Raw genomic sequence first — 19,093 nt, forward strand, 5'->3', positions numbered from 1 at the left:
GATGACGAGCGCAGTGGCCCAACGGCGCGGTCATGTCGTTCTGCGGTACGTGAACGAAGGCGCATCAGCCGTATTGTGACATGCCTGCCGGTGCGTGTTTATTCCCAACCAACTCAGCACGCGTAAGGCCGTCATCCTGGCTGATGCCGTTTACGCATTTAAAAAAACGCGTGTGCGTTAGCGCTGTCAACTTTTCCTGACAGCCCTCTTTCTGCGGGCGGGTTATTTAGCGTATTATCGCCAAATATCAAACGGATTAAGGCCTACGCAATGCGTTTAGAAGTGTTTTGTCAGGACCGTATCGGGCTGGCGCGCGAATTGCTCGACCTGCTGGTGGCGCGCAGCATCGATCTTCGCGGCATTGAAGTCGCCGCCTCAGGCCGCATCTATCTTAATTTCTCTACGCTGGAATTCGAACAGTTCAGTAATCTGATGGCGGAAATCCGCCGTACGCCGGGCGTGACTGATGTCCGCACTGTGCCCTATATGCCTTCCGAACGTGAGCACCGGGTTCTGAGCGCCTTACTGGTGGCCATGCCGGAGCCGGTGTTTTCGGTGGACCTGAGAAGTAAGGTTGAGCTGGCGAACCCGGCGGCACAAAACCTGTTTAATCTTGATGAAAACAAGATCCGCAACGTGACGGCCGATCATCTGATCAACGGCTTCAACTTTATGCGCTGGCTGGAAAGCGACCGCGTTCAGGCTCAGGCACAACATGTGGTGATAGAAGGGCGCGATTTCCTGATGGAAGCGCATCCGATCTACCTGTCAGAAGAAAATGACCAGGCAGAACAGCTTGTCGGTGCGATGGTGATGCTGAAGTCCACCGCTCGCATGGGCCGCCAGTTGCAGAGTCTGGTCGTCACCGACGAAACCGAGTTCGATCATATCGTTGCGGTCACGCCCAAAATGCGTCAGGTCGTGGAACAGGCGCGCAAGCTGGCGATGCATGATGCGCCGCTCCTGATCATCGGTGACACCGGTACGGGCAAAGATATGCTGGCGCGGGCCTGCCACTTACGCAGCGCTCGCGGGAAAATGCCTTTTCTGGCCCTCAACTGCGCATCCCTGCCGGATGATGTGGCGGAAAGTGAGCTTTTTGGTCACGCGGCGGGTGCCTATCCTAATGCGCTAGAGGGAAAAAAAGGCTTTTTCGAGCAGGCTAACGGCGGGTCGGTACTGCTGGATGAGATTGGTGAGATGTCGCCGACCATGCAGACCAAACTGCTGCGCTTTCTCAACGACGGCACGTTCCGGCGGGTGGGTGAAGAGCACGAAGTTCACGTCAATGTCCGCGTGATTTGCGCGACCCAGAAGAATCTGTTTGAGCTGGTGCAACGTGGTGAGTTCAGGGAAGACCTTTTTTACCGGCTCAACGTGCTGACGCTAAACCTGCCGCCCCTGCGCGAGCGGGTTCAGGACATTATGCCGTTAACGGACATGTTTGTGGCGCGCTTCGCCGATGAACAGGGCATTCCGCGTCCACGGTTGTCCTCACAGCTGAATGCTTTTCTGATGCGCTATAACTGGCCCGGAAACGTGCGTCAGCTCAAAAACGCGCTGTATCGTGCCTTAACGCAACTGGAAGGCCACGAATTACGGCCTCAGGATATCGTTTTACCTGAACAGGCACTGGATGTGTCACTCGGGGAAGAGGCGATGGAAGGAACGCTGGACCAGATCACCAGCCGCTTTGAGCGGTCAATTCTGACGCGTTTATACCTTTCTTATCCCAGCACGCGCAAACTGGCAAAACGCCTGGGCGTTTCCCATACGGCCATTGCCAATAAATTGCGAGAGTACGGTTTAGGTCAAAAACGCGGCGACAGCGAATAAAACAAACGCAGCGGATAAGTCTGGCTTATCCGCTGTGGTCATTATTTCAGCGCAGCGAGTGCGGAGTCATAATCGGGTTCAGTGGTGATTTCATTCACCAACTGACTGTAAAGCACTTTGTCATGCTCATCCAGAACGATCACTGCACGTGCGGTCAGGCCTTGCAGGGCGCCATCGGCAATTTCCACACCAAAATCACGTTTGAATTCACCCCCGCGCAGCGTGGAGAGCGTAACCACATTATTCAGGTTGTCCGCGCCACAAAAACGCGACTGGGCAAAGGGCAGATCAGCGGAAATACATAACACCACGGTATTACTCAGTTCACCCGCCAGCTGGTTAAACTTACGTACCGAAGAGGCGCACACGCCGGTATCGACGCTGGGAAAAATATTCAGAATCTTGCGTTTTCCTGCATACTCAGAGAGTGAGACGTTAGCCAGGTTTTTAGCCACCAGAGTAAACGATTTAACGCTGTCGCCCGGCTGCGGGAACTGACCTGCAACCGCGACCGGGTTGCCCTGAAAGTGAACAGTCTGAGACATAAGCATTCCTTCTAATGATGTGATCTGACAAAAATAACGCGTCAGTACAGGTATAGCCATTGTTTATGACATAAATTTTAAGGGTTTACGAGAGCATTTGTTGCCTAAAGTTAAATGACAGTGATGAATCACCGACAATAAGGAGAGGTAATGAGAACGGTAAAATGTTATCCCGAAGCATGGCCGCTGCACACGCCGTTTGTCATTGCTCGTGGCACTCGCACCGAAGCTAAAGTCGTCGTCGTGGAAATTGAAGAAGATGGCGTGAAAGGCATTGGTGAGGCCACACCTTACACGCGCTATGGCGAAAGCGAAGCGCTGGTGCTGGAGCAAATTGCGACCGTCATGCCACAACTGCAGCAGGGGTTGTCACGTGATGACTTACAGAACCTGTTGCCGGCAGGCGCGGCAAGAAATGCCATCGACAGCGCGCTCTGGGATCTTGCTGCACGCCAGCAGCATCGGAGTCTGGAGCAGTTAGTTGGCGTCGAACCGACCCGTTCTGTGATCACTGCCCACACGGTGAGCATTGATACACCGGAGGCGATGGCCAGTAGTGCGCAGGCTTTATGGCAACATGGCGCAACCCTGCTCAAAATCAAAATGGATAATAACTTTATTACCGAGCGGCTGATGGCGATTCGTGCCGCCGTACCAGAGGCGACATTACTCATCGATGCTAATGAATCCTGGCACGCTGAGGGCCTGGCCGCGCGTTGCCAGCTATTAGCCGATCTTGAGGTTGCTATGCTCGAACAGCCCTTACCGGCAGGGGAAGACGAGGCGCTGGCCAACTTTATTCATCCTCTCCCCATTTGTGCCGACGAGAGCTGTCACACGCGTGAAAGCCTGCCTGCACTGCGTGGGCGCTATGAGATGGTGAATATTAAACTCGATAAAGCGGGCGGACTGACCGAAGCGCTAGCCCTGGCACATGCTGCACGACAGCAGGGCTTTACGCTCATGGCGGGCTGTATGATCTGCACATCAAGGGCGATTCGCGCCGCACTGCCGCTGGTGCCGCTGGTGCGTTTTGCCGATTTAGACGGTGCAACCTGGCTGGCTGTCGATGCCGAACCGGCCCTTAAGGTGCAGGACGGTGCGTTGATTACGGCTGCCAGCGCAGCAGAGTGAGCATCGTCTCCAGATAGGTTTCAGTGGCTTCATCCACCGAAATGACAGGCATCTCGGCAGTTACGCACGGCAAACTCAGGTCGTGACACCAACTGCCAAAGGAACCCGGCGTGGCGTAGCCCACGCTGCTGACGCGAGGTAAACCGGTCTGTGCCGCCAGCCAGGCGCCGATTTCCGTCTGATCGGGATCATCAATGCAGGCCAGCGGTTCGTGCCAGGAAACCACCCAGGCCGGTTTAAGCTGATGAATCAGCGCACACAGCGCCTGGGTTTCTGGCTCGGATGCCGGATGTGTGCCCGTCGACAGCGTTACGTCCCGTTCGTCTGCGGCGCTATTCCAGCGATAAACCGTATCGCCTGACTGCCAGTTGGCGGCTGGAAAATTGCGGTTCAGATCGACACCTTTCGCATTGGCTCGCAAACCCAACTGACAGCCGTCAGGATTCATCGCCAGCACCACATGATGGCGACGCTGCGCCTCCGGCAACGTCCGCAGCGCAGCGGAAAGGGCCGCTATTGCCGCGTTTTCATCGCCGTGCGTACCGGCCAGAATCAGGCCACTGTCGCTGTCTGCCTGCACGGCCGGAAACCAGAGCAGTGGGGCGCCCAGAACCGATCGGCCATACTGCTGCCAGGAAATAGCCAGTTTGCCGCGTAGCGGTCGCGGGTGAAGGGATGACATAGTGACTTTCTCCTGAGGGTTTATGTCAAAGTAGCGGAAAAGCGGGTCAGGGAAAATAGCTATTTATCAATCAGCGATTTGCGATAAAGTGACCGTTAACAGGCTGAGTCAGTAATATGCTGATTCAGCGCTTCTTTATTATAAAGGGGTGATAATGGTAATCCGCTTTTCGTTGACGCTAACGGCCCTGAGCCTGCTTAGCGCGTCCATGCCGATCTTCGCAGCCGATGTTCCCGCCGGTGCCCAACTTGCCGCTAAACAAGAAATTGTCCGCCATATTAAAGATGAGCCCGCCTCGCTCGATCCCGCTAAAGCCGTAGGTCTGCCTGAAATACAGGTAATGCGCGATCTGTATGAAGGGCTGACCAGCCAGGATGCGCACGGCAAAATTGTGCCTGGCGTGGCACAGAGCTGGAGCAGCAGTGACAACAAAGTCTGGATCGTTACCCTGCGAAATAATGCCCGCTGGTCTGATGGCGAACCGGTGACGGCGCAGGACTTTGTCTACAGTTGGCAGCGCGTCGTCGATCCTAAAACCTCTTCTTCTCAGGCGTCCTTTATTGCGCTGAGCGGCCTGAGCAATGCGGCAGCAATCACCAAAGGCGACATGCCGCCGGATAAGCTGGGAGTGACTGCGCTGGATAAAAATCGCCTCAGGATTACGCTGACGCGTCCGGTTCCCTGGTTTCCTGCCATGCTCTCCAACGTTGCTTTTTATCCTGTGCCGCAAGCTGTGGTTGAAAAAGAGGGTGCGCAGTGGACGTTGCCGGGCAAACTGGTGGGCAACGGCGCTTACCAACTCAGCCAACGGGTTGTGAATGAAAAAATTGTCCTGGAGCGTAATCCGCATTACTGGGACAACGCCCACTCCGTCTTAACCAAAGTGACCTTTGTGCCCATCAATGAAGAGTCCAGCGCCACCAAACGCTATCGTGCCGATGATGTGGATATCACGGAATCTTTCCCTAAGAACATGTATGCGCTGTTGAAAAAGACGCTGCCGGGCCAGGTCTTTACGCCCGATCAGCTGGGAACGTACTATTACGCCTTTAATACCCAGAAAGGGCCAACCGCCGATGTTCGTGTCCGCAAAGCGCTGTCGTGGAGTATCGATCGCGCCGTCATCGCCGAAAAAGTCTTAGGCACGGGGGAAAAACCGGCATGGCATTTCACGCCGGACGTGACGGCAGGCTTTAAACCGCTGCCCACGCTGCAGCAACAGCACAACCAAAAAGAAATGGATGCCCAGGCCAGAGCATTGCTGGCTGCCGCCGGTTACGGCCCCGGGAAGCCGCTCAAGCTGACGTTGCTGTACAACACCTCTGAAAGCCACCAGAAAATAGCGATTGCGGTGGCCTCAATGTGGAAGAAGAATCTCGGCGTGGACGTGAAACTGCAAAACCAGGAGTGGAAAACCTACATAGACAGCCGTAACAGTGGCAACTTTGACGTTATTCGCGCCTCCTGGGTAGGGGATTACAATGAACCCTCGACTTTCCTGAATCTCCTTACCTCAGGCAACAGCAGCAATATTCCGCGTTTCAGCAATGCCGAATATGATGCGGTACTTGCAAAAGCGAGCATGGAAACCAGTGAGCAGGCACGTAACGCTGACTACAACCGGGCAGAACAGATCATCGCTGATCAGGCACCCATCGCGCCACTTTATCAGTACACCAATGGTCGTCTGATTAAGCCGTGGGTGAAGGGTTATCCGATTACCAATCCCGAAGACGTTGCCTATAGCCGCGAGCTGTGGATAGAGAAGCATTAAGAGATAGCGGCCAACATGCGGCCGCCTTTTGACATCTTTGTATACAGGCTGAAGATTGCAACTCAATCCCGTCACGCTAGACTGTATCGTATTGATTTTGATAGTGGGGTGACGTTGTGGATGTGATTCAAGGAAAAGCGCTGAAGGTGACCGATGCCATCATTTCCTGCCAGTTGGATGGCAAGGGCGGCATGGTGCCGATTGACGAAACGCAGTTGCTGCACGACGAGCATCCGTGCTGGTTACACCTCAACTATACGCATCCGCGTAGCGCAGAATGGTTGCAGTCAACGCCCCAGATTCCGGATGCCGTGCGCGATGCGCTTGCCGGTGAAAGCATGCGCCCGCGGGTTAACCGCCTGGGCGATGGTTTTATGATCGTTCTGCGCAGCGTGAACCACAACAGTGACGCGCGTCCCGACCAGCTGGTGGCGATGCGGGTTTTTATCAACGATCAGCTGATTGTATCTACCCGCCGCCGCAAAGTGTTTGCCGTGGACGAAGTGCTGACCGATCTGCAAAACGGCAACGGGCCGGTTAACTGTGGCAGCTGGCTGGTGGAGGTTTGCGATGCCTTAACCGGTCACACCAGCGAATTTATCGAAGATTTACATGACAAAATCATTGAGCTGGAAGATGCCTTACTGGACCAGCGTATTCCACCGCGCGGTGAGCTGGGCCTGTTACGCAAGCAGCTGATCGTGATGCGACGTTATATGGCACCGCAGCGCGATGTCTTCTCCCGTCTGGCAAGTGAAAAACTGCCCTGGATGGACGACAGCGAACGCCGTCGAATGCAGGAAATTGCCGACAGGCTGGGACGCGGCCTGGACGATCTTGATGCTGGCGTAGCCAGAACCGCCGTACTGGCAGATGAAGTCGCCTCGGTAATGGCAGAATCCATGAACCGCCGAACCTATACTATGTCGCTGATGGCGATGATCTTTCTGCCTGCTACCTTTTTGACCGGCCTGTTTGGTGTCAACCTGGGCGGCATTCCCGGCGGAGCATGGCGCTATGGCTTTAGTGTCTTTTGTCTTTTACTCGTGCTGCTGGCGTTGGGTGTAGCAGGCTATCTGCGTAAGCGACGTTGGCTATAAGGCCATGGGAAGAGGTGCAGGGGGCGTTGCGCAGGAAAATCACATTAACAGGGCTAAAGCTGATCGACATCAATATCTGCGATGCGCAAAGCGCGCAAAATCTCTCCCGCAGGTGAATGCAACGTCAAGCGATGGGCGTTGCGCTCCATATTGTCTTACTTCCTTTTTTAGAATTATTGCATAGCATTTTTAATTCGAAATACGCCGGCTAACTCGCCGGCTTTTTTTTGTCCGCTGGCTGAGATGTCAATTCTTTCCTAAGCTTAAAATCCATTCGCTACAGAGGAGAACGGCATAATGGCGATACACAGCAGCGAGCCAATTCCGACCGATCCGCCCCCCATTCCGCAGCCGCAACCCGATCCGCCACCGGATCCTGAGTTTCCGCCGGTAATGGACCCGCCCCCTCACCGCAACGTATAAAAAAAGGGCACGCGACATGACGCGTGCCCTTTGCTTTTAACGAATAGATAAACGTTACTTAATTTCCAGCACGTTAAGACGATCGCTGACAGCCGGGGTTTCTTCCTCATCGGCACGCCAGCCAACCGGGTTGACCGGTAGCGTTTCACGATCAAATGCCAGATCGCCACCGTCGACTACCGCATCACCGTGTTGAATGCCTTTGAAATCAAACAGGTTGATATCGGCAAGGTGAGAAGGCACGACGTTTTGCATGGCGCTGAACATCGTTTCAATACGTCCAGGATAGCGCTTGTCCCAGTCGCGCAGCATATCGGCGATAACCTGGCGTTGCAGATTAGGCTGTGAACCGCAAAGGTTGCACGGGATAATCGGGAACTGACGGGCTTCTGAGAAACGAATGATATCTTTCTCACGGCAGTAAGCCAGAGGACGGATCACGATGTGCTTACCGTCGTCGCTCATCAGTTTCGGCGGCATACCTTTCATCTTGCCACCGTAAAACATGTTCAAAAACAGCGTTTGCAGAATGTCATCACGATGGTGACCTAGAGCAATTTTGGTACAACCCAGCTCCGTGGCGGTGCGATACAAAATTCCACGGCGCAGACGTGAGCATAGAGAGCAGGTCGTTTTACCCTCGGGAATTTTATCTTTAACGATAGAGTAGGTGTCTTCTTCAACGATCTTGTACTCAACACCTTGCGCTTCAAGATACTCGGGCAGGATATGACCTGGAAATCCTGGCTGTTTTTGATCCAGATTAACCGCCACCAGGCTGAATTTCACCGGCGCACTTTTTTGCAGGTTACGCAGGATTTCCAGCATGGTGTAGCTGTCTTTACCGCCCGACAGGCACACCATGATGCGATCGCCTTCCTCAATCATATTAAAATCAGCAATAGCCTCGCCGACGTTACGACGCAAACGCTTCTGAAGTTTGTTGAGGTTGTACTGCTCTTTCTTATTAATTTCCTGATCTTGTTGCATTTTATTCAATCTCTAAAACCAAAAGGGGCATGCAGGGGGCAACGTTTTTAAAGGGCAAGCTGACTGTTGAGCATCTGCACCTGATCGGCGTCCAGTTCATGTATCCACGAAGTATCGACTTCATAAACCCTTAGCGCGTTTTCATGCCCCAGCTGACTCGTAATAAATGATGGATTTGCGCTAGCGGCAGTAAACAGCCAGCAGGCAAAAGTATGCCGCGTATGGTACGGATTCCGGCGACGAATGCCAGCACGTTTTACTGCTGCGTTCCAAAGATGAGCGATGCGTGTTACGCCATAAGTGAGATGGCCTGAAACAGGAATCGGTTAACGATGACAGGGAAATGACTGCCTACAGCACTGAAACAGCTGAGGCAGTTCAGACAGACTACATCGTGCCCGTTCGCGATGGCTGGATTCTCCTCAGCCCTGGAACAGACTTTGATAAAGGGAATGGGGCACGTGGGAACGGATAATGAAGCGCAAAAGAAATCGGCCACTTTATGCTGCTTTTTTAAAAACTCAGTAAACACTTAACACAGCCACAACTGCCGCCGACAGACTTACCCACTAAAGCGCTCATGCATAACATTACCATTTTAAATATTTTACAAATATAAACATGATGAATATAGCAAATATACCAACAGGCCATAGAGGCCCATCAGGGAATACCTGAAAAAAAGCAACTGCAAATATTAAAACGCAAATTGGTGGCGCATAAAGCGAAAATAGCTGTTGAAACAGCCACAAAAAAGCTTTCTTAATAAATGACATCATGGCTACCTAATCATTCTTTCAATGATTTTAGCAATATCTGCATCTGATGCCCATTGAGCCCGGAACGCGTCGGCACGAATAAATATGGGCTCAACCAGGAAATAAAGCATTTCAAGTTCATTAGCATATAGCGTTGAAAAGAATGCTGGATAGCTAGTTCGAAGACGATCAGCGCTATCTGCGGCCTTCTGCACAATGCCATACATTCCCGCATATGCAACTGCTACTCTCGCTGTACGACCAGCAATAGAACCCATATTAAGGCTAAGATTCAAGCCGATTGAAACACATGTTGCCGTTGCCAAAGCAAACCCGGATTTAGTTAAAGCGTTTGCAGCAATGTAAATATTAACAGCCATCAGGTTTTTTTTAATGTATTCTAATTGATCTGATGTTTTTTTCTTGAATATTTCTTCAAAATAAATATGCAATATCTCATAAACAATATCTTTGCGCTGTAAGAAATGGTAGAGACCTTTAGTAAATCTTACATCTTCATTCAGCTGTTTTTTACACACGTCTTGGTATTCTTGAGTAAAGCACGATGTATAATAAATTGCACGTTTTGCACCTGCACTAATCGTATCTATCTGGTCTGAAACTAAATCCATGACACCTGTTAACGCACGATCTAATTTAGAAGCCAATATGTTATTGGTTTGCAAATAATTTATTATTTCATCCCTGTAATACATTTTCTTATCCTTTTCGTTGTCCTTAATGTTCGTGCTATCGATCCGCCGTTACTAAATGAAAGCCATAGTAATGAGAAAAATTTAACCATGTATAATTTATGGTTATTGAGTTTTTAAGTAAACAGTAAAATTGCTCATAGAAGAGTATTCACGCTAAAAATTATTGGAATTCATAGGCTCCACAAATCTCTCAACCGTAAAGCTTGATCAAAATCATGAATTGATATTGCAGTATTTATATACAGATAAAATTGGAGCGCAAAAAAATGCACCGTGAGTACGAAATCATGATTGCTTTTCGCCAGGCTATTAAGCGCGACTGCAAAGGGCGCTCCACACTCAGCACGATTGATTTTGTTCGGGAACTTGATCGCCTAAACTGGTCTTACACGCTACACGCTGCAAACAAATGGATTGAAACGCACACTACAACCTTTCGCGATATTTCAACGTTAGCGGGTGAGGAAAGGGTGTTCCAGGTTTTCAACCCTAATGGTGGCGACTGTGGTTCGCCCTGGTTGACGTTAATTCGTTTTATGCCAGCTGTCAGACAGTATCTAGACCAGACCTGCGCAGAAAACCCATAGCTGTACTGAGTCATAACGATGAGTGTGTAATTGCCCGTTCTGCAGAAGCAAAGGCGGTAAAAATCTCAATGAGTGCACCATATTTCAAGCTTGAGAACGAATTGTTAGGGAGTTGCGCGGCAAACCCTGTTTAGAGCTTGAGGAATTCGCACCAACCAAACAGCAGATTATGGGTTCACGGTCAGTTACTGAATCAGCTTTGCCGGTTGCGGATAATAAAAAGCCCGGTATTACGGGCTGATAGTCATTTGATTTAGTCGTAGCCGCCTTCCTGATATTGCGGACTATCGCCTGGTCGATCCTTTAACCAAAATATAATCCCTACAGCTATAAGAATGGCCAGAATTATAATTATATAAGTCATCATACATTCCCTCGTGTCAGCAACCATTCAATCTTATAGGCTTACAGTTTGTGTGTGTAATCGTATGTGCAGATCAATTATGCAAAAACGATCGGTAAAAACGATCAATCACAGATGCTTTAACCAAAAAAAATCACTTATACATCATAGAGGTTACAATTCTCACAATTGATGTGTATTGATTAATACAGATGATGGCTGATGCTGGGTATCAGCAGAGAAAGAAAGGGATACAGGAAAATGCTCCGTGACTACAAAACGATGATTACCTTTCGTCAGATCTTGAACGCGACAGCGGGGCAATACACCGTCAGCTTTCATTAAAGTAAAAAACCACAAATAAAAAGTTAATATAAGCGAAGATTTTTAACCAAGGTTATGTGAGCGTTAACAGTATCCAGTATTTTTTGTTGGAGCCAATCTTAATTTATGTCAAGTAATTAATTCTTTTCAGGGTGCTGTGATTAATTATTGAGTTTAGTTTTTTTTGCTTTATCTTTCTTCGCTGTAATATACATATGAAGTTGATTAGCTTCCTTGTTGCAACGAACTGAAAACAAATATGGCAAATAGAATAACAGATAAGCAGCATATAAAACTTACTTACATAACACATTTTTATTGCAATCAAGATAATATTGATTCTGTAATAAGCCTTCTCAGGAAATACGAAAAGATGCCTGAAGAAGTATTGCAGGTCACAGAGTTTGTAATAGTAGACGACTGCTCTCCTTTAAAGTATGAAGTACCTGAGTTTAGACTGAATCTGACCTGGCTGTGTATAGACAGTGATATTAAGTGGAATCAGGGTGGCGCAAGAAATTTAGGGGTCACTTATGCCAAATCAGACAAAGTATTAATAACTGATCTCGATCATGAGTTACCGGAAAAAACGTTCCGTTATCTCATCAATCATAAAAATCCAGATCGAAATTTTTACAAGATTTATCGAAAAAATCAGCGAGGTTTTTACAAAGGCCACAGTAATTTGTTCTTTATTTCTCGCGCAAGATTTATGCGTTTTTGGGGTTATGATGAAGAGTTTTCAGGACACTATGGCGCTGAGGATTACAGGTTTGTAAAATTTCATAAATATCATGGTTCACGTCAGCGTTACCTTCCGAAGGCTTATTTTTGTCTTGAGCGGAACCTCGACAGGAATGATTCATATCATTCACTTATCAGGGATTTAAGCACTAACACACCTGTAGACAGCCAGAAACATTACGAGGTTTGCACATATGGCTATGAGCACGGCCACAGTAGATGTTTTCTTAACTTCACATGGCACATTGTAAAATCGACATCAATTCCTGCTCCAGATTTTAAAAGAGATGTTGTCTGGCAAAAGTTGTGGTGGCTTCGTTTCTTATTTAAAGCGCTAGCGAGATAACATTTTATAACTAAGTAAAGCCCGGCAAGCGGGCAATGACTCAACAGCGTCTGCCTAAGTTGCACTCCGGGGGAGTGCGATTAAACTCTGGTCATACTCCCCCGTTTTGGCTTACGTCATTGGAGTTTTTATCATCTTTTGAAGACAGCGATGAGCTTTCTACAAGCGGCATAGAGTATGAATGAATAAACGAGAAGGACCGCGACCAACGTTGCAAAAGTAATCGGATCTGATCCGCTTTCATAAGTATCTGTTATAAGGCCATGAAGGTGCGAATATGACCAGCCGACTATTGTCTGGGTTAACGCGTTCAGAGGCATTTTGTATGCTGAAAGCCAGAAGGCTAATAAGAAGCACACGATAAACAGCGCAGTGTTTTTAATGAATCTGGCATTTTTCAAAATCATATTTCCCTAATACAACTATGCTTCCATATACAGACAGTGGCAGACGTCGACGATGAATAGTGGTTTTGCGTCCGCCCAGCAGAGATCGCACATATTGAACCTCATGAGTACTTTCAGAGTCTATCAATCTATGCGACACCTGAGCAAAGTTATCCCGTCAATGTGGCTGGGTCACTCAACGTTGTTTGCACAGGTGTCAAGGGTAATGATCTGACGCCAGCCTTCACCGATTACATCATTTCCAGCGACTGCACGCCTTTAACTTCCATAATTTTGTCATACAGATGCGCATCGCTGGATTTGCGGGACAAGGTCACCTGCACGCTTAATTCACACTGGCCGCTTTCTTCATCCCGGTTAATCACCGAAATATTACCGTAGCGAATGCCTTCGCGTTGCATTACCAGCAGGACCAGTGGCACGCTCTTGGCCTTAAGATAAACAATCAGCGTGTGATGTTTGCCAATCAATAAATGGCTCAGGCGGCGGAACACCTCCAGCACCACCAGGGCCAGTACCGTACCGTAAATCCCAATCTCATACATGCCGCTCCCGATTACCAGTCCGATAGCGGCGGTAACCCACAGTCCGGCCGCCGTGGTCAGGCCTTTTACCACCTGTTTTTGAATCAGGATGGTGCCTGCGCCAAGAAAGCCCATACCACTCACCACCTGTGCCGCGACGCGGCTGGGATCGAGGGCGACGTGATCTTTTATCAACATATCCGCAAAGCCATATTTGGACACCAGCATAAACATGGCGCTGCCGATCCCGACCAGGATGTGGGTCCGCAATCCGGCTTCTTTGGCGCGCATCTGGCGTTCCAGGCCAATCAGACCGCCCAGAATCCCAGCCAAAGCGATACGAATCAGCATATCCATTAACATTGTTTTTCTCCGGTAATCATCATGCTTAGATAAGTGCAGTTACGTGACAGTGTGATAACAGGATAATTCTGCTTGCAATTAGCCGTCATATTTTTTGTAAAAAGCTGTTTCTTCTATCGACCCCGCGTCAGGCCTGACATATTCTTGCTTAGCCTTTAACTCACCTTCCCGGAGTCTGATTGATGAAAGCCGCTACTTTTCTGCTGGCTGGTGCCGCGTTGCTACTGTCTGCCTGTAGCAGCAACAGCGACGACAACGAGCCACCACAGCAAGCTACTGCCGCCCATGTTCAGCCACACGTGGTGATGTCGTCTATGGCAGAGGCAAACTGTGCCAATGCAGGAGGTACCCTGGCGTTTTCAAGTCAACTGGACGGTTCGCGCATCGGGATGTGCCAGTTAGTTAACGGCCGTCGCTGCAGCGAGCAGGCGTTGATCGGTGGCAACTGCGCACGCTAAATGAAGCAGGCCGGATGGTGCCGGCCCACCGCGTCAGGCGGTAACTTGATTTTGACAGGATTCTCCCCGGTTGAGCTGACTGATATTTTCCAGCGTGGTTTCTGAAATCGCGGTCAGGGCTTCGGCTGTCAGAAAAGCCTGATGGCCGGTAAACAGCACATTGTGACAGGCTGACAGACGGCGGAAAACATCATCCTGAATCACATCATTCGATTTATCTTCAAAAAACAGGTCCCGCTCATTTTCATAAACGTCCATGCCGAGCGCACCAATTTTTTGCTGTTTCAGCGCGTCAATTGCGGCCTGAGAATCAATTAATCCTCCCCGGCTGGTATTGATGATCATCACGCCATCGCGCATCTGTGAAAAAGCCTGCGCATTCAGTAAATGGTGATTTTCCGGCGTGAGTGGGCAGTGCAGCGTTATCACGTGCGACTCCGCAAACAGGGTTTTCAGATCGACATACTCCGCGCCGAGCGCTAAAGCCTGCTCGCTCGGATAGGGATCGAAAGCCAGTAAACGCATGCCGAATCCTTTTAATATGCGCAGAGTGGCAATGCCAATTTTGCCGGTGCCGATGATTCCGGCGGTTTTGTTATGCATATTAAAACCGGTCAGGCCATCCAGGGAAAAATTGGCATCGCGGGTGCGTTGGTAAGCGCGATGAATCCGGCGGTTTAACGTCATCATCAATCCCACCGCATGTTCGGCGACGGCTTCCGGGGAATAAGCCGGTACACGCACGACCTGCAGTCCCAGCGCCGCAGCGGCATCAAGGTCGACGTTATTAAATCCCGCACAGCGCAGTGCAATGTATTTGACGCCAAGCGCGGCCAGCTCTTCCAGTACCGGACGGCTACCGTCATCATTCACAAAGATACAAACCGCATCACAGTCTACAGCCGTCTTCGCTGTGGTTTCACTGAGTAAAAAATCAAAGAAGACCAATTCGAAACCATACTGTTGGTTGACCTGTTCAAGATACTTCTGGTCATAGTGTTTAGTGCTGTATACGGCGATTTTCATCGTTGTGCTCCTGAAAAGGGGATGCAACAAGAATAACGTTTTCTGTTACTTTTTGCTGATACCTGTTTACCTTAGGGGGTGAAACCTTCACCTTCCCGGCGTTACGTGCCATCATTATTCTCAGGATATTGAGAAAAAAAAGGATTCTTGTTTTCATGCCGCGGATTTTCCGTCGACGTCTCGCCGCTGTCCTGGCGCTGATAGTGTTGCTGCTGGGATTATTGCTGACCATTACACAGTGGCTGCCGCGTCTGGTTGGCATTTGGCTGCCTGTCGGCACGCGCGTCGAACTGGAAGGCGCGCCGCGCTGGCGCAACGGACAGGTCGTGTTTCCCCAAATCCATTACCAGGTGGGGGACTGTCGTCTGGCAAGTGTCAATCACGCGGCCCTTGGCTGGCAGCACTCGCGTTGGCAACTTAATGCGGAGCAGGTGACGCTACAGAGCGAATGTCTTCAACGGCTTCCTGAAACGGAAAATGCGACGGACGCGCCCAAAACGCTGGCCCAGTGGCAGGCAATGTTACCGGGCGCTGACATCCATATTGGCAAACTCACGCTCTCTCCCTGGCAAGATTATGCCGGGGGGCTGGATCTGACGCTGGATTCATCCCGCCAACAGTTGCACTACCGCGGCACCAACTTGCAGCTCGATGCCACCTTACAGGGCCAGCAGTTGAATATTAGCCAACTGACCTTGACGCATCCGGCTTTACCCGAACCGCTGAGCCTTAATGGTCACTTCGAACTGCCTGAATATGCCAACGGCTTACCCGTTAACGGCGAGATTACCGGCATGCTGGCGCTGGCGGCTTTTCCACAGCCGGTGCAAGCCGCGTTAAGCTGGCAGCATCAGCGTGGTGTGCTCAATATTACTACGGCGGGAACTGACCAGCCCTTGCTCCATCTTCCCTGGCAGGCCAGCCGCGATCGCATAACGATTGAACGCGGGGAATATTACTGGCCACTTGCGGCGCAACCGCTGTCTGGCTTTGTGAATCTGACGCTGAACAACTGGCAAGCCGGCCTGGATGCCACCGAGATCAGGGGGCGTCTTAATATGTTAACCCAGGGACGCGGCGGCAAAGGTAATGTGGTACTGGGAATAGGGCCGGGCCATCTCAGCCTCACGCAAAGCCAACTACCTTTACAGCTGACGGGTGAAAGCAAATTCTCTGCGATGCAGCTTTTTGGCACTATTCCTGGCGAGCTGAACGGCTCGTTACTCAACCCGCAACTGACGGTAAAACCCAAAGCGCTTTTACGCCTGCGCGGGCGTTTACTCTCCACGCTGGAAGTCGATGAAGCGCGCTGGCCGCTGGCAGGTATACGTTTATCCTCACAAGGGATCTCCGGACGCCTGCAGGCAATTCTGCGTGCCCACGATCCCAGCTTTGGCCGGTTTACTCTGCATCTTGATGGTGGCGCGCATAACTTTTGGCCCGATTCGGGTGTGTGGAACTGGCGCTATTGGGGTGAGGGCGAAATGCGCCCCTTGCAGGCGAGGTGGGATGTGAACGGCACCGGCGGCTGGCGCGATACGCTGATTCATCTTGATCGCTTGTCTACAGGGTTTAACCAACTTGAATACGGTGGTGTTCGGGTTGAAAAGCCCCGCTTAACGCTGACGGCACCGGTCAACTGGCAGCGTGATGAGCGCCATCCATCATTTAACGGTAAGTTCCAGATGCAGGCAGGGGAAACGCGCTTTAGCTACGGCGGCTGGCTGGCAGATTCCACCCTCGACTTTGCGGCAACAGGCCGCGATCCAGGTCATTTCGTCTGGGGCGGACAGCTGAAAGCGGGCAAGGTCGGACCGGTGCGTGTTAACGGTCGCTGGGACGGCGAGCGTTTACGTGGACAGGCCTGGTGGCCAACTCAGTCGCTGACGGTGTTCCAGCCGCTGCTCAGTCCTGAACTGAAAATGAAGATTCAGTCAGGTGAGTTGCGCGCCCAGGTAGCATTTTCTGCCGCGGCTAAGCAGGGCTTTCAGGCTGGCGGACACTGGACCGTGAAAAACGGCAGCGTCTGGACACCCGACAGCCAGGTCAACGGTATCGATTTTTCCCTGCCTTTCCGTCTACAACATCAGCAGTGGCATTTTGGACGTCGCGGGCCGGTTTCATTACGTATCGCTGAAGTCAAAAACCAGTTTGCCATGCAGAATATTCGGGTCGATTTACAAGGTGCTTATCCTTGGCGTGAAAGCGATCCGCTATGGTTACAGGATGTCAGCATGGATCTGCTGGACGGCCAGATCACGATGCCGTCATTACGGCTGCCGCAGCACAGCCCGGCGCGCGTTTCGCTGCGAAACATCAGCCTGAGCAAGCTTGTCAGTGCTATTGATCCCAAACAGTTTGCCATGTCAGGAAGCGTGAACGGCGAATTACCGCTGTGGATCAACAATCCTCGCTGGATCGTTGAAAACGGCTGGATAGCCAACAGCGGGCCACTAACCTTCCGCCTGGATAAAGACATGGCCGATGCCATTACCCGGAATAACATCGCCGCTGGTGCGGCAATGGACTGGCTGCGCTATATGGAGATTTCGCGTTCGTGGGCCACCCTTAATCTGGATAATCTCGGGGAGCTAACCATGGAGTCGCAAGTGAAAGGCACCAGCCGTTTCAGTAATCGCACTCAGACCGTGAATTTAAACTATCGTCATCAGGAAAACCTGTTCCAGCTGTGGCGCAGCCTGCGTTTTGGCGATAATTTGCAATCCTGGGTGGAGCAAAATGCCACCTTGCCGTCGAAAAAGGATCAATCACCATGAGCCTCAGGGCTGTACTGCTGATGGTAGCCTGGCTACCGCTAACGGGTTGCGTGCCGCGCATTGAAGTGACCGCACCGAAAGAGCCCATCACCATTAATATGAATGTGAAAATTGAGCATGAGATCCACATTAAAGTAGACAAGGATGTCGAAGCCTTACTGAAAAATCAGAGCGGCCTGTTCTGAGGAGAGCCAGCATGAAACGCATCGGTATTGCACTTTTACTGGCGACGACGATGAGCCAGCCCGCCTGGGCTTTAACGCTTGATGAGGCGCGTCAGTCAGGTCGGGTGGGCGAAACCCTGTCGGGCTATATTGCGCCGCGATCAGACGACAGTGAAACGCTGGCGCTGGTTAAACGCATTAATGACGGACGAAACGCCGAGTACCAACGTCTTGCCGAGCAGAACAACCTGAAAACAGACGACGTGGCCCGAATTGCGGGACAAAAGCTGGTCACGCGTGCGGCTGCGGGTGAATACGTGCGCGGCATTAACGGTCAATGGCTGAAGAAATAACCTGGCCGGGCGATACATTTCAGGCATAAAAAAACCGGGCGGGTGCCCGGTTCTGGATCAAAACAGCATAATTACGCCGTGACGATCTGCTTAATCGCGTCTTTGGCTTCGCTGGTTGCTTTGGTGGCGACTTCAGGGCCGTAAGCGATGCCTTCAGCAAACACGAACTCGACATCGGTGATACCGATAAAGCCCAGGAACAGCTTAACGTAAGGGGTCAGCAGGTCAGATGCGGTGTCTTTGTGAATACCGCCACGGCTGGACAGAATCACAGCACGCTTACCTTTCACCAGGCCTTCAGGGCCCGCTTCGGTATAACGGAACGTAACGCCAGCACGGGCGATCAGATCGAAATAGTTTTTCAGCTGGGTAGGAATGTTGAAGTTGTACATCGGGGCTGCAATCACTACGACGTCGTGCGCCTGCAGTTCTGCAATCAGTTCATCAGACAGCGCCAGTGCATCCTGCTGGCGGGGTGACAGTGGGGCATCAGAAGGGCGTAACGCACCGACTAACTCACCGTCGAGTACCGGAACCGGGTTTGCTGCCAGATCGCGAACGGTGATCTGGTCGCCTTTAGCCTGAGCCTGCTCAATGTAGAAGTCAGCCAGCTGGCTTGACTGAGAATAACCCGCAAGAATGCTTGATTTCAGAACTAATACTTTGCTCATGGTAGTTTCCTGTCTGTTATGCGGAAGGCTTTCCGCTCAATGATTTAC

The 19,093-nt window shown here is 50.9% G+C and carries 17 protein-coding genes and 3 pseudogenes; 12 read left to right on the top strand and 8 right to left on the bottom strand.

Annotation, left to right across the window (positions count from 1 at the left end; genetic code table 11):
• Window positions 1-270: 270 nt before the first annotated feature.
• Complete coding sequence (gene tyrR, locus CMR03_RS01480; RefSeq protein ID WP_063879738.1) at window positions 271-1,836, top strand: transcriptional regulator TyrR; 1,566 nt, start codon at window positions 271-273, stop codon at window positions 1,834-1,836.
• A gap of 41 nt (window positions 1,837-1,877) precedes the next feature.
• On the opposite strand, the gene tpx is transcribed toward tyrR, so the two are convergent.
• Window positions 1,878-2,381 (bottom strand): thiol peroxidase, encoded by a 504-nt coding sequence (gene tpx / locus CMR03_RS01485; protein WP_063879737.1) that lies wholly within the window; start codon window positions 2,379-2,381, stop codon window positions 1,878-1,880.
• A 150-nt stretch (window positions 2,382-2,531) separates the two neighbouring features.
• Here tpx and ycjG point away from each other — a divergent pair, with 150 nt between their 5' ends.
• Window positions 2,532-3,515 carry an L-Ala-D/L-Glu epimerase gene (ycjG, locus tag CMR03_RS01490; protein WP_096010546.1) on the top strand — a complete coding sequence of 328 codons (984 nt, stop codon included), beginning with the start codon at window positions 2,532-2,534 and terminating at the stop codon, window positions 3,513-3,515.
• Here the strand turns inward: ycjG and mpaA are convergent.
• Window positions 3,490-4,197 (bottom strand): murein tripeptide amidase MpaA, encoded by a 708-nt coding sequence (gene mpaA, locus CMR03_RS01495; RefSeq protein ID WP_063879735.1) that lies wholly within the window; start codon window positions 4,195-4,197, stop codon window positions 3,490-3,492. The two genes, ycjG and mpaA, sit on opposite strands and share 26 nt — an antisense overlap.
• A gap of 154 nt (window positions 4,198-4,351) precedes the next feature.
• Between mpaA and CMR03_RS01500 the strand changes: the two genes are divergently transcribed.
• Both CMR03_RS01500 and zntB read left to right on the top strand, forming a co-directional pair.
• On the top strand, window positions 4,352-5,971 hold the full coding sequence (locus tag CMR03_RS01500) for a peptide ABC transporter substrate-binding protein (RefSeq protein WP_096010547.1): 1,620 nt from the start codon (window positions 4,352-4,354) through the stop codon (window positions 5,969-5,971).
• 116 nt (window positions 5,972-6,087) lie between these two features.
• Window positions 6,088-7,071 (top strand): zinc transporter ZntB, encoded by a 984-nt coding sequence (gene zntB, locus CMR03_RS01505; protein WP_063879733.1) that lies wholly within the window; start codon window positions 6,088-6,090, stop codon window positions 7,069-7,071.
• A 477-nt stretch (window positions 7,072-7,548) separates the two neighbouring features.
• Here zntB and ttcA read toward each other — a convergent pair whose 3' ends face one another.
• From ttcA to CMR03_RS01525, 3 genes and pseudogenes are all read right to left on the bottom strand, one after another.
• Window positions 7,549-8,484: a tRNA 2-thiocytidine(32) synthetase TtcA gene (gene ttcA / locus CMR03_RS01510; RefSeq protein WP_063879732.1), complete on the bottom strand. Its 936-nt coding sequence runs from the start codon at window positions 8,482-8,484 to the stop codon at window positions 7,549-7,551.
• Between the two features lie 47 nt (window positions 8,485-8,531).
• Window positions 8,532-8,783: pseudogene (locus CMR03_RS25445) on the bottom strand (site-specific integrase); the annotation flags it as partial.
• Window positions 8,784-9,265: 482 nt separating this feature from the next.
• Window positions 9,266-9,958 carry a hypothetical protein gene (locus CMR03_RS01525; protein ID WP_096010549.1) on the bottom strand — a complete coding sequence of 231 codons (693 nt, stop codon included), beginning with the start codon at window positions 9,956-9,958 and terminating at the stop codon, window positions 9,266-9,268.
• A 287-nt stretch (window positions 9,959-10,245) separates the two neighbouring features.
• Between CMR03_RS01525 and CMR03_RS01530 the strand changes: the two genes are divergently transcribed.
• The 4 genes and pseudogenes from CMR03_RS01530 to CMR03_RS01540 all read left to right on the top strand — a co-directional run bounded on the left by CMR03_RS01530 (window position 10,246) and on the right by CMR03_RS01540 (window position 12,302).
• Complete coding sequence (locus CMR03_RS01530) at window positions 10,246-10,545, top strand: DNA polymerase V (protein ID WP_371874679.1); 300 nt, start codon at window positions 10,246-10,248, stop codon at window positions 10,543-10,545.
• Window positions 10,461-10,661, top strand: a pseudogene (locus CMR03_RS01535) (Y-family DNA polymerase); the annotation flags it as partial. The gene CMR03_RS01530 and the pseudogene CMR03_RS01535, both read left to right, overlap by 85 nt.
• Window positions 10,640-10,738, top strand: a pseudogene (locus CMR03_RS25830) (hypothetical protein); the annotation flags it as partial. The pseudogenes CMR03_RS01535 and CMR03_RS25830, both read left to right, overlap by 22 nt.
• Before the next feature lie 733 nt (window positions 10,739-11,471).
• Window positions 11,472-12,302: a glycosyltransferase gene (locus CMR03_RS01540; RefSeq protein WP_096010550.1), complete on the top strand. Its 831-nt coding sequence runs from the start codon at window positions 11,472-11,474 to the stop codon at window positions 12,300-12,302.
• Window positions 12,303-12,939: 637 nt separating this feature from the next.
• Here CMR03_RS01540 and CMR03_RS01550 read toward each other — a convergent pair.
• Window positions 12,940-13,596 carry an MgtC/SapB family protein gene (locus CMR03_RS01550; protein ID WP_063879730.1) on the bottom strand — a complete coding sequence of 219 codons (657 nt, stop codon included), beginning with the start codon at window positions 13,594-13,596 and terminating at the stop codon, window positions 12,940-12,942.
• Between the two features lie 182 nt (window positions 13,597-13,778).
• Here CMR03_RS01550 and CMR03_RS01555 point away from each other — a divergent pair, with 182 nt between their 5' ends.
• Window positions 13,779-14,054: a putative hemolysin gene (locus CMR03_RS01555; protein WP_063879729.1), complete on the top strand. Its 276-nt coding sequence runs from the start codon at window positions 13,779-13,781 to the stop codon at window positions 14,052-14,054.
• Between the two features lie 33 nt (window positions 14,055-14,087).
• On the opposite strand, the gene CMR03_RS01560 is transcribed toward CMR03_RS01555, so the two are convergent.
• Window positions 14,088-15,080, bottom strand: coding sequence for a 2-hydroxyacid dehydrogenase (locus CMR03_RS01560; RefSeq protein WP_096010552.1), 993 nt, complete (start codon window positions 15,078-15,080; stop codon window positions 14,088-14,090).
• Window positions 15,081-15,235: 155 nt separating this feature from the next.
• Between CMR03_RS01560 and CMR03_RS01565 the strand changes: the two genes are divergently transcribed.
• From CMR03_RS01565 to CMR03_RS01575, 3 genes are read left to right on the top strand one after another with little or no spacing between them, the layout of a single operon-like run.
• A complete protein-coding gene (locus tag CMR03_RS01565) occupies window positions 15,236-17,857 on the top strand; it encodes a YdbH family protein (RefSeq protein ID WP_164484310.1) in 2,622 nt (873 codons plus the stop codon).
• Window positions 17,854-18,042 (top strand): YnbE family lipoprotein, encoded by a 189-nt coding sequence (locus CMR03_RS01570; RefSeq protein WP_063879726.1) that lies wholly within the window; start codon window positions 17,854-17,856, stop codon window positions 18,040-18,042. Before CMR03_RS01565 ends, CMR03_RS01570 begins: the two co-directional genes overlap by 4 nt.
• Window positions 18,043-18,053: 11 nt before the next feature.
• Complete coding sequence (locus CMR03_RS01575; protein WP_096010553.1) at window positions 18,054-18,374, top strand: YdbL family probable chaperone protein; 321 nt, start codon at window positions 18,054-18,056, stop codon at window positions 18,372-18,374.
• A gap of 71 nt (window positions 18,375-18,445) precedes the next feature.
• Here the strand turns inward: CMR03_RS01575 and azoR are convergent, their stop codons facing one another.
• Window positions 18,446-19,045, bottom strand: coding sequence for an FMN-dependent NADH-azoreductase (azoR, locus tag CMR03_RS01580; RefSeq protein WP_063879724.1), 600 nt, complete (start codon window positions 19,043-19,045; stop codon window positions 18,446-18,448).
• Between the last annotated feature and the right edge of the window lie 48 nt (window positions 19,046-19,093).

The organism is Pantoea allii (assembly GCF_002307475.1).
GTDB lineage: Bacteria > Pseudomonadota > Gammaproteobacteria > Enterobacterales > Enterobacteriaceae > Pantoea > Pantoea allii.

Bases quoted from the DNA above. Each gene is read 5' to 3' on its own strand.
- CMR03_RS01570 (WP_063879726.1), top strand. From the start codon at position 17,854: ATGAGCCTCAGGGCTGTACTGCTGATGGTAGCCTGGCTACCGCTAACG.
- CMR03_RS01525 (WP_096010549.1), bottom strand. From the start codon at position 9,958: ATGTATTACAGGGATGAAATAATAAATTATTTGCAAACCAATAACATA.
- CMR03_RS01575 (WP_096010553.1), top strand. From the start codon at position 18,054: ATGAAACGCATCGGTATTGCACTTTTACTGGCGACGACGATGAGCCAG.
- ycjG (WP_096010546.1), top strand. From the start codon at position 2,532: ATGAGAACGGTAAAATGTTATCCCGAAGCATGGCCGCTGCACACGCCG.
- azoR (WP_063879724.1), bottom strand. From the start codon at position 19,045: ATGAGCAAAGTATTAGTTCTGAAATCAAGCATTCTTGCGGGTTATTCT.
- CMR03_RS01530 (WP_371874679.1), top strand. From the start codon at position 10,246: ATGATTGCTTTTCGCCAGGCTATTAAGCGCGACTGCAAAGGGCGCTCC.
- CMR03_RS01540 (WP_096010550.1), top strand. From the start codon at position 11,472: ATGGCAAATAGAATAACAGATAAGCAGCATATAAAACTTACTTACATA.
- CMR03_RS01500 (WP_096010547.1), top strand. From the start codon at position 4,352: ATGGTAATCCGCTTTTCGTTGACGCTAACGGCCCTGAGCCTGCTTAGC.
- tpx (WP_063879737.1), bottom strand. From the start codon at position 2,381: ATGTCTCAGACTGTTCACTTTCAGGGCAACCCGGTCGCGGTTGCAGGT.
- tyrR (WP_063879738.1), top strand. From the start codon at position 271: ATGCGTTTAGAAGTGTTTTGTCAGGACCGTATCGGGCTGGCGCGCGAA.
- mpaA (WP_063879735.1), bottom strand. From the start codon at position 4,197: ATGTCATCCCTTCACCCGCGACCGCTACGCGGCAAACTGGCTATTTCC.
- CMR03_RS01550 (WP_063879730.1), bottom strand. From the start codon at position 13,596: ATGTTAATGGATATGCTGATTCGTATCGCTTTGGCTGGGATTCTGGGC.
- ttcA (WP_063879732.1), bottom strand. From the start codon at position 8,484: ATGCAACAAGATCAGGAAATTAATAAGAAAGAGCAGTACAACCTCAAC.
- CMR03_RS01555 (WP_063879729.1), top strand. From the start codon at position 13,779: ATGAAAGCCGCTACTTTTCTGCTGGCTGGTGCCGCGTTGCTACTGTCT.
- CMR03_RS01560 (WP_096010552.1), bottom strand. From the start codon at position 15,080: ATGAAAATCGCCGTATACAGCACTAAACACTATGACCAGAAGTATCTT.
- CMR03_RS01565 (WP_164484310.1), top strand. From the start codon at position 15,236: ATGCCGCGGATTTTCCGTCGACGTCTCGCCGCTGTCCTGGCGCTGATA.